Origin of the sequence: Streptomyces bambusae (assembly GCF_019400985.1) — a bacterium.
GTDB lineage: Bacteria > Actinomycetota > Actinomycetes > Streptomycetales > Streptomycetaceae > Streptomyces > Streptomyces bambusae_A.
Genome location: NZ_WTFF01000454.1, coordinates 1 through 4,601 on the forward strand (window position 1 = coordinate 1; position 4,601 = coordinate 4,601).

Sequence of the window (4,601 nt, forward strand, 5' to 3'; positions counted from 1 at the left end):
GTCCACGCGGCCCTCCCCGTGCCGGGCCGCGCCGCGGCCCTGCGCTACGACGGCACGGACACCCGCGCGCTGTGCGCCCTCGCCGCGGCCGGGCACGGACTGGCTCTGCTGCCCCGGGGCGTGGCCGAATCCGCAGCCGCGGGGGTGGCCGTACCGCTGGCGGCGCCGCGCCTGGTCCACCGTACGGAACTCCTCGCCCCCGGAGTCCCGTCCGGCCCCTCGGCCGCCGCCCTCGCGGAACGCCTGACAACGCCGACGCCGACGAGCTGACACCGGGCCCTTTCGGCCCGGCCGGGCGTCCTACGGCCCCAGGACCACCGCCGACTCGGCCGGGACGTGGAGGCGGCCGTCCGGGTCGGGGTGGTCGGTCGGGTCCCAGGCGGCGAGGATGCGTACGCCGTTGCGGCCCAGGGCGATCGTGACGGGCTCCGGGGAGAGGTTGACCGCGATGCGGATGTCGCCGCGCCGGAAGGTGACCCAGCGGCGGTCCTCGTCGTAGGCGACGCGGACCGCCGCGAGGTCGGGGTCGCGCAGGTCGGGCTGGGTGCGGCGCAGGCGGGTCAGGGCGCGGTGCCACTCCAGCAGCCGGGCGTGCGGGGACTTCTCCGGCTCGGACCAGTCCAGGCAGGAGCGGTCCCGGGTGGCCGGGTCCTGCGGGTCGGGGACGTCCTCGGCGCGCCAGCCGTGGGCGGCGAACTCCCGCCGGCGGCCGGTGCGGACGGCCTCGCCGAGGGCGGGGTCCGGGTGGTCGGTGAAGTACTGCCACGGGGTGCCCGCGCCCCACTCCTCGCCCATGAACAGCATGGGCACGAAGGGCCCGGTCAGGACGAGGGCGGCTGCGCAGGCCAGCAGCCCGGGGGAGAGGGAGGCCGCCAGCCGGTCGCCCTGGGCCCGGTTGCCGATCTGGTCGTGGGTCTGGGCGTAGCCGACGAAGCGGTGGGCGGGGGTGCGGCGGTGGTCCACGGGGCGGCCGTGGCTGCGGCCGCGGAAGGAGGACCAGGTGCCGTCGTGGTGGAAGACCCGGGTCATGGTCTTGGCCAGGGCGGCCAGCGGGGCCGGGGCGAAGTCGGCGTAGTAGCCCTGCGATTCGCCCGTGAGGGCGCAGTGCAGGGCGTGGTGGAAGTCGTCGTTCCACTGCGCGTGCAGGCCCAGGCCGCCGCGGGCCCGCGGGGTGGTCGTGCGCGGGTCGCAGAGGTCGGACTCGGCGATCAGGAACATCGGCCGGCCGGCCTCGGCGGCCAGTTCGTCCACGGCCGCGGCCAGCTCCTCCAGGAAGGGCAGGGCCCGGGTGTCGGCGAGTGCGTGGACGGCGTCGAGCCGGAGCCCGTCGATGCGGTAGTCGCGCAGCCAGGCCAGTGCGCTGCCCAGCAGATAGGCGCGGACCTCGTCGGAGCCGGGGGCGTCGAGGTTCACGGCCGCGCCCCACGGGGTGTGGTGGGTGTCGGTGAAGTACGGGCCGAAGGCGGGCAGATGGTTGCCGGAGGGCCCCAGGTGGTTGTGGACCACGTCCAGGACCACCCCCAGGCCGTGCCCGTGGGCGGCCTCCACGAAGCGGGCCAGTCCCGCCGGCCCGCCGTAGGGTTCGTGGACCGCCCACGGGGCCACCCCGTCGTAGCCCCAGCCGTGCCGGCCGGGGAAGGGGCAGACCGGCATCAGCTCCACGTGCGTGATGCCCAGCTCGACCAGGTACGGCAGCCGGGCGGCGGCCGCGTCGAACGTGCCCTCGGGGGTGAAGGTGCCGATGTGCAGCTCGTACAGGACCGCGTCCTGCAAGCTGGTGCGCGGGACGGGAAGCTGCCGCTCCAGCGGCACCAGCGCGTCGACGTCCACCACCGCCGACAGCCCGTCGGGCCCGTCCGGCAGCCGCCGGCCGCGCGGGTCGGGCCGTACGTCGGGATCGTCGTCCAGCAGGAAGCCGTACCGGTCCCCGTCGGCGGCCGGGGCCGAGACCACCCACCAGCCGGTCCGCTCCGGGTCGGGCACCATGCGGTGCGTACCGTCGTTCAGCCGCAGCGCGACCTGTTCTGCCTGCGGTGCCCACACCTCGAACTGCACGGACGTTCCCCTCGTGACGAGCGATGGCAAGCGGTGCCGGCGTCGGACCGGCGTCGGACCGGCGGTGGCCGGCGGTGACCGACGGTGGCCGGCCGGACCTGACGAGGCCCATCATCCCTGCCGGGCCGGGGGAGTTCTGGACACTTCCGGCAGGTCGGCCCGACAATCACCCTGTGACGTCCAGTTTCGAATTCCCCGCCTACCCCGCTCCGCGGTTGACCGACGCCGAGCGCGACCGGGCGCTGATGCTGCTCAGGGAGGGCGCCGCCCAGGGGCGGCTGTCCCACGACACCTTCCTGCGCCGCATGGAACTGGCCCTCGTCGCCCGCCGTTCCGAGGACCTGGCCGTCCTGACCGCGGACCTCGCGCCGGCCGAAGGGAACTGGTCCCAGCGGCTGTTCGGCTGGGTGGGCCGGATGTCCGCCGTCAGCGTCGGCATCCGGCGCGCCTGGCAGGCGGAGAAGCTCGCGCCCCTGATGCTCCCGCAGCCCGGCACCGGGGTCCTGTGCATCGGCCGCGATCCGGGGAACACCCTGCGGCTCACCCACGAGACCGTCTCCCGGCAGCACGCCGAACTGAGCCTGCGCGACGGGCAGTGGGTGCTGCGCGACCTCGGTTCCACCAACGGCACCACGGTCAACGGCCGCAGGCTCACCGGCTCCGCCGTCGTCCGCGACGGCGACCAGGTGGGCTTCGGCCGGGTCAGCTTCCGGCTCGTCGCCCCCTGAGCGGCAGGAACGCCGCCGCGGCCAACGGACCCCGTCACCCTCGTCACCCCCATCACCCCTGTCACCCTCGTCACCCCTGTCACCCCCGTACCCCCGTCACCCCCTGAGCGTCCGTGCTCCCGCTCCCGCCGACACCCGGGCGTACGCCGCCAGGGCCGTCCGCGACTGGTGCTCCACCTGGGTGGCCACCGGCACCCAGCGGGCCTGGAACCGCGCCGCGAAGGCCTCGCACCAGCCGGTGACCAGGCGGTCCAGTTCCGGCGCGGCCCGGTGACCGGCCCAGCGCAGCACCCGTAGGAGCATCGCGGCGGCCCGCAGGACGAGCCGCCGTCCGAAGGCGTCGATGCTGCCGATGTACGCGGCGGTCGCCTCCGCCGGCGCCGCGCCGCCCGCCCAGGCCCTGCTGATGCCGGGGATCAGCGAGAGCGTCCACTCCACCGCGCGCAGCAGCGGCCCGGCCGGCGGTACGTCGGCGCCCGGCAGGCCGGGCCGGGCCGCGGCGAACACCCGGGCCACCTGCTCGGCCTCCTCGGTGAGCCGACGGGCCAGGACGGCCAGCGCCCGCCGCGGGTCGGGATGCGGAGCCGGGTCGTCCACCAGGTCACTGGCCCACATCGGCGCTTCCACGATCGCGGTGGTGCCGTCGTACCGGTGCGTCCGGTACCAGGTGCTCAGCCGGGTGTCCTCCGGGTGGAACACCCCGTCCGCCTTGGTGCCGGGCTCCGGCATCACGAAGATCCCGGGGCCGGGGGAGGGCCAGCCCGCCGCGTCCGAGGCGCCGGTCTCCACCGGGATCCGCAGCTCCGCCGCCGACTTGGCGAACGGTTCGGCCAGCCCGGGTATGTCCCGGGTCAGCTGTACCCAGCTGCCCCCGAGGTCCGTTCCGTGCAGGGACACCTGGAGCAGGGGGCGCAGCTCGTCGATGAGCGCGTTCAGGGCCACCGTCTCGGGCGGCAGCCGGTCGGTGGGCAGTAAAGAGGGCGCCCACTCGGGCTGCTCGGGGCCGGGCGGGCGGAAGAAGTTGCGGTGGTAGTCGAGCAGCGAGTACGGGCGGGGCGTGCGGTGCAGGGCCGCACCGTCCGGATCGGCGCACAGCAGCAGGTGCCAGCCGGAGTCGGCGCGCAGCGCCGGATCGCGGATCACCCGGCGGGCGAGGGAGAGGGCGGTGGCGCCGCCGACCGGCTCGTTGGCGTGCGCCCCGGCGACGACCAGGACGTTCCGGTCACCGACGGCGCGGTCCGCCGCCGCGACCGACAGCAGCCACAGCGGCTGCCCGCCCCGGGAGGTCCCCGCCCGGCGGAGCCCGACCAGCCCGGGGTGCTCCTCGGTCAGCACCCGGCCGGCCAGCGCCAGTTCGTGCGGGGTGGGGTAGCGCATGTCACGGTAGAGGGTCACGCTGTTGCTTTCCCCGCCGCGTGGCTCTTGTACCTCGGCCGCCGACCGGCAGCCGGCCTCCGGCCCGCTGCCAGGCCCGCACCGCCGCCCCTGCCACCGCCGTCGCTGCCTTCGCCGTCCCCGCCTCCGTCCCACCCGCCACCGCCGTCGCTGCCTCCGCCGCCCCGGCCGCCGGCTACTTCCTCCCGCTCCCGTCGTCCACGCGCAGCAGCACGGTCACCGGGCCGTGCCGCAGCAGCTCGGCCACCGGCACCTCCCCCCGGTGGCGGGCCTCGCACCCCGCTTCCCGGAGCGTGGCCCCCGGGAGCGGGGTCCAGTCGCCGGCGGGAAGAGGCAGCACGGTGGGACCCACGACGCCCGCCCTCGCACACCGGTGCGACCGGCCGGGCGCCCGCCCGACCCGCACGGGTGCCCGGCCGGTAT

4 protein-coding genes and 1 pseudogene are annotated in these 4,601 nt (G+C 76.1%); 2 read left to right on the top strand and 3 right to left on the bottom strand.

Features of this window, described 5'->3' with window-relative positions; translation table 11 throughout:
* Nucleotides 1–270, top strand: a pseudogene (locus GPJ59_RS33790) (LysR family transcriptional regulator); the annotation flags it as partial.
* A 30-nt stretch (nucleotides 271–300) separates the two neighbouring features.
* Here the strand turns inward: GPJ59_RS33790 and treZ are convergent.
* Nucleotides 301–2,055 carry a malto-oligosyltrehalose trehalohydrolase gene (treZ, locus tag GPJ59_RS33795; RefSeq protein WP_219671765.1) on the bottom strand — a complete coding sequence of 585 codons (1,755 nt, stop codon included), beginning with the start codon at nucleotides 2,053–2,055 and terminating at the stop codon, nucleotides 301–303.
* Nucleotides 2,056–2,228: 173 nt separating this feature from the next.
* On the opposite strand from treZ, the gene GPJ59_RS33800 reads away from it, so the two are divergent.
* Entirely contained in the window at nucleotides 2,229–2,783 is a 555-nt protein-coding gene (locus GPJ59_RS33800) for a DUF1707 and FHA domain-containing protein (RefSeq protein WP_219671766.1), read from the top strand.
* A 96-nt stretch (nucleotides 2,784–2,879) separates the two neighbouring features.
* On the opposite strand, the gene GPJ59_RS33805 is transcribed toward GPJ59_RS33800, so the two are convergent.
* Entirely contained in the window at nucleotides 2,880–4,178 is a 1,299-nt protein-coding gene (locus GPJ59_RS33805) for a M14 family zinc carboxypeptidase (RefSeq protein WP_219671768.1), read from the bottom strand.
* Between the two features lie 175 nt (nucleotides 4,179–4,353).
* Nucleotides 4,354–4,601 (bottom strand): hypothetical protein (locus GPJ59_RS33810; protein WP_219671770.1); only part of this gene is annotated, 248 nt, incomplete at its 5' end.